We start from the raw sequence: 4,601 nt of genomic DNA, 5'->3' as shown, positions 1-4,601 counted from the left end.
CCTATAAGACTCCGGCGTTTTTTTCCGGAAGTCATATCCTTCTGCGGCATATATTATTCCTCCATTCCACGTCCGCGTTATCAGCCCTTGCTTTCTGCCTTGGCAGGAGCATGCAGCTTCTTGAAAACAGCTGCTATCTTTTCTCTTACTATCGGTGCGCTCAGTACAACAAGTACTATTACTACTACTGCCTTGTAAGCAGGAAGAGCGTCCGACTGCACCTGAAATTTGTAAAGCGTTGTGGTAAGGAACTGTATAACATAAGCTCCGAGTATCGACGCGGATATGTTGAATTTACCGCCGCTGAGCGAATTTCCACCAAGCGCTACCGCGAGGATAGCGTCCATTTCTATATCCTTTGCAACTACGGAATAGTTTATGGTAGAAAGTCTGCTAACCTTTATGAAACCTGCCACAGCTACACATAATCCGAGTATCACATAAGTCATGAACTTTATAAGTGCAGGATTCAGACCGTTTAGACGCGAGGTTTTTTCATTTATTCCGACAGACTGAACATAAAGCCCTAGGTTGGTGAATTTCAGAGCAAGCCATGTTGCAATGAAACACAGCACCGCAATGAAAAACGGAGTAGGAATCGGTATTCCCGGTATGTATCCGCCGAAGAAGGTAAACGTCCTGTCGCTCACTACCGGAAGCTCGTTATTGTTTATCCATGCAGCTATAGAACGGCCTGCCGTAAAGAGTATCAGCGTTGCGACCATAGGCTGTATCTTGAATATAGAGACCAGCGCGCCGTTGAAGGCTCCGCATGCCATTGCCACAAGGCAGCTTACAAGGAAGGCAACTATTATGGGAGCTTGCAGTGTTTCAGGACGGGAATTTGTTCCGCACAGTACCCTAAGCACTACGCTTCCGCTTATGGCTATTGCAGCGCCCACACTGATATCCTGTCCTCGAGAAGCGGCAGTTACCAGAGTCATTCCGATAGCAAGTATCGCAAGCTCCGAGCCGTAGTCGATTATAGTTATCAGGTTTCCAGAAAGTACTGGATCTCCATCACTGTTATGCCCTAAAGTTATCTTGAAGAATGACGGATCAACGATAAAATTGAATATTGCAAGTATCAGGAGCGCTGCGATCGGGATAAATACCTGATTTCCTATCAGTGCCGACAAAAGCGTGCTTTTTCCTGCTTTTTTTGTCTTTGCTGTCATTCCCGGTCACCTCCTGCGATAGTATTCATTATAGTATTCTGATTAAGCTGATCGCCTGTGAGTTCGCCGACGAGCTTTCTGTCGCGCATAACAAGCAACCTTGAACAGGTCCTCAGCATCTCGTCGGTCTCCGATGAGATGAAAGTTATGCTCATGCCTTCGGAAGCAAGCTTGAGCACCAGCTTCTGTATATCCACCTTCGTACCTACGTCTATACCGCGGGTAGGCTCGTCAAGAATGAGGTATTCCGGATTCGTAAGCAGCCAGCGTCCGAGAATGACCTTCTGCTGATTTCCACCGGAAAGGGACTTTATGGGAGTATTAACCGAAGCAGTTTTTATATCGAGCAGCTTTATGTACTCCTCAGCAAATTTAACTGCTTCCGCCTTTGAGAAGGGCTTGAAGAAGCCCTTTTTAACCTGTAATGCAAGAATGATATTGTCTTTTACCGAAAGATCTCCTACGATACCATCGCGCTTTCTGTCTTCAGGAAGATAGGCAATACCGTTCTTCATTGCATCCATCGGCTTGTTTATCCTTACTTCCTTTCCTTTGACCTTTATTCTACCGCCGGTAACCTTATCAGCTCCGAATATTGCTCTTACGCACTCACTTCTGCCCGAGCCGAGAAGTCCAGTGAAGCCATTAACCTCTCCCTTACGTATATAGAAATTGAAAGGCTTTATGCCCTCAGAGCTACATAGGCCTTCCGCTTCATATATGTATTCTTTCTTCTTGTCGGTGAAGGCAGGCACATCGTTCTTGATATCCGCCATATCGTCCAGTTCCTTACCCAACATTTTCGAAACGAGCTGAACGCGGGGGAGTTTTTCAATCTCATACTCTCCAACAAGTTGTCCGTCGCGCAGTACCGTTATCCTGTCGCAGATCTCATACACCTGATCGAGGAAGTGGGTAACGAATATTATACCTACTCCCCTTTCCCTAAGCTGCTTCATGAGCTTGAAGAGCTTTGCCACTTCTGATTCGTCCAGTGAGGACGTGGGCTCGTCGAGTATGAGCACACTGCACTCCATATCCACGGCTCTTGCTATAGCTACCATCTGCTGCACGGCAATGGAGCAGCTTGCAAGTTGCTGTGTCGGCTTTACTGCTATCTCCAGCGAATCTAGAAGCTCGCCGGCTTTCTTGTTCATATTTCTCCAGCTGACAAGTCTACTCTTTCCTCTGCCGAGGAATATATTCTCAGCAACTGAAAGATTAGGACAGAGAGATATCTCCTGATATACGGTGCTAATTCCTGCATTCTGCGCTTCCTGCGGAGAGTGTATTTGCACGGGGCCATTGTGCCCCTTTATGAAGATGTCTCCGTCATCCTTTACATATACGCCCGTCAGCACCTTTATAAGAGTGGATTTACCTGCGCCGTTTTCGCCCATAAGCGCATGTATCTCACCCTCGCGAAGCGTGAAATCCACATTTCTCAGAGCTTTTACTCCAGGAAACGATTTATATATCCCACGCATCTCCAGCAATGATTTTTCCTGCATTGCTTTTCCTCCTAAGTGAGTTTCATACTTATCCGCAAATATCCGATACGGACAAGCTTCCAAAATTAGTGCGGTGACATAGAGCATTCATGAATGCGTCACCGCACTTAATTATATTATTCAGTGTCCTGTAAACACTCTATTATATACCGTACTGATTTACGTCCTCGTCGGTAATAGTTTTTGCATCAAAGCCCTTTTCATCCATGATAATAGTCTTCTGAGAGAGGGTCTCACCTTTTTCGAGCTTATCAATGATGTCAAGTATATAAGAAGACTGGAAAGGGTTGCACTGTCCGTCGTAGTTCCAGTTGCCCTTCTTGAGCTCCTCAAGCGCCCATTTGTTGCAGTCGAAGCCTATTACGACCACATCCTTGTCAACGCCGTGCGAGATATTTGCTTTGTCAAGTGCAATAACTGCGCCCTTTGCCATATCGTCATTTTCAGCGTAGATAACATTAAACTCCTTGTTTGAATCTATAACAGACTGAACAATCTGCTGTGCTTTCTCAGCGTTCCATTCAGCTGTCTGCTGTGTAACGATGTTCCATCCGAGCTCCTTGGCAGTTGATTCAAGTGCACCTGAACGTCCCTTCTGAGCAGCAGTGCCCATTACTCCCTGAATATGAATGATATCGTAAGATTTGAGATTCTGGGACTTGAGCCACTCAACAGCCTTCTCCCCCTCCTTGTCCATATCGGAAACTATAGAAGCTGCATAGAGGCTCTCGTCAGCGTCGATAGTACGATCAAAAAGAATAACCTTTACGCCTGCTGCCTGTGCGTCCTTAAGAACAGAATCCCAGCCTGCTGTATCAGCTGCCGAAAGGAGGAGGTAATCAACCTCGTCTTGTATGTACTTCTGAGCCGCATTAATCTGCTCTTCATTTTTAAGGCTGTAGGAGAAACGTGCGTCGAATCCATTTTCCTTTGTGAATGCTGCCTTAAGATCCCTGTCGTTAGCTGTACGATAGCCCGACTCATTTGGGTCGTTATTGATAATGCCGACCGTGATAAATGGCTTTGATGAATCGCCGTCGTTCTTTGCAGTATCAGCTTTTGTTGTTTTTTCAGAATTTGATGAGCTGCCTGAATTAGACGAGCTGCCTGTGCCTCCGCAGCTTACGAACATTGCTCCACATAGAAGTGAACTTGCTGCCATTGCAAAAAACTTTTTCATTTTCATAATCAAAATTCCTCCATCCGAATTTGTTGCGATATTAACGTCCCTGCCGTTAACTTGTACTTACATTATAATCAATTTGTACTTACATTGATACCGAAAATATTACACTAAATGTTTATTTTTTTTGGCTTATACAAACCTGTATACAATTTACGGACAAACATTGGCACTGTTCTGGAACTGCCTTGGAGTCTGCCCCGTATACTTTTTGAAGATCTGGCTGAAATACCTATAATCGCGGAATCCAACGTCGTAAGCCACCTCGTAAATCATCTTTGAGGTGCAGCACAGGAGTTCCCTTGCATGGGTTATCCTTGCAACCGATATGTACTCCGAAAGATTTTGTCCGTACTCTTTTTTGAACTGTGCGCTGAGGTATGACGGACTGAGTCCCACAGCTTCCGCAACAACGAGCAGTGAAAGCTCGTCGTTCATGTAATTCTTATCAATATAGTCTCTCGCCTTTGCCACAATGCTCCTGCCACTCTCTTTTGCCGATTCTATGCGCCATCTGATGCAGTCCTGAATTATCTTGTGAAGGAATTTCATAGTATCGTCAGCTGTCATAAGGTCGGAGCCTATATCGTCAGCCGTGCCGAAATGTTCGAAGAACTTCTCGTTGCTTATGCCTATCTTTCGTGCAAATGTATGAGCTGCCACATAGATGTCCATACAAACATAAAGTCTTATCATAAGTGATCTTATACTTGTATATTCAACCTCATT

General features: G+C 45.2%; 4 protein-coding genes. All 4 read right to left on the bottom strand.

All coding sequences use genetic code 11. The features are described 5' to 3' along the window. Positions 1–80: 80 nt before the first annotated feature. A complete protein-coding gene (locus J6U00_RS06710) occupies positions 81–1,178 on the bottom strand; it encodes an ABC transporter permease (protein WP_296580402.1) in 1,098 nt (365 codons plus the stop codon). Continuing rightward, the gene (locus J6U00_RS06705; RefSeq protein ID WP_296580400.1) at positions 1,175–2,689 is read right to left on the bottom strand and encodes a sugar ABC transporter ATP-binding protein; all 1,515 of its coding nucleotides are present in this window, start codon (positions 2,687–2,689) and stop codon (positions 1,175–1,177) included. The genes J6U00_RS06710 and J6U00_RS06705 overlap by 4 nt, the downstream gene beginning before the upstream one ends. Positions 2,690–2,831: 142 nt before the next feature. Further along, a complete protein-coding gene (locus J6U00_RS06700; RefSeq protein ID WP_296580398.1) occupies positions 2,832–3,875 on the bottom strand; it encodes an ABC transporter substrate-binding protein in 1,044 nt (347 codons plus the stop codon). A gap of 150 nt (positions 3,876–4,025) precedes the next feature. Beyond that, on the bottom strand, positions 4,026–4,601 hold a 576-nt coding region (locus tag J6U00_RS06695; RefSeq protein ID WP_296580397.1), incomplete at its 5' end, for an AraC family transcriptional regulator.

Source organism: Ruminococcus sp. (assembly GCF_017650195.1).
GTDB lineage: Bacteria > Bacillota > Clostridia > Oscillospirales > Ruminococcaceae > Ruminococcus.
The sequence above is the reverse complement of the archived record's forward strand: the minus strand, read 5'-3'. Positions and strand labels throughout refer to the sequence as shown.

What these genes read in the sequence shown, in the direction of transcription:
- J6U00_RS06700 (WP_296580398.1), bottom strand. Translation starts at nt 3,875, where the DNA reads ATGAAAATGAAAAAGTTTTTTGCAATGGCAGCAAGTTCACTTCTATGT.
- J6U00_RS06705 (WP_296580400.1), bottom strand. Translation starts at nt 2,689, where the DNA reads ATGCAGGAAAAATCATTGCTGGAGATGCGTGGGATATATAAATCGTTT.
- J6U00_RS06710 (WP_296580402.1), bottom strand. Translation starts at nt 1,178, where the DNA reads ATGACAGCAAAGACAAAAAAAGCAGGAAAAAGCACGCTTTTGTCGGCA.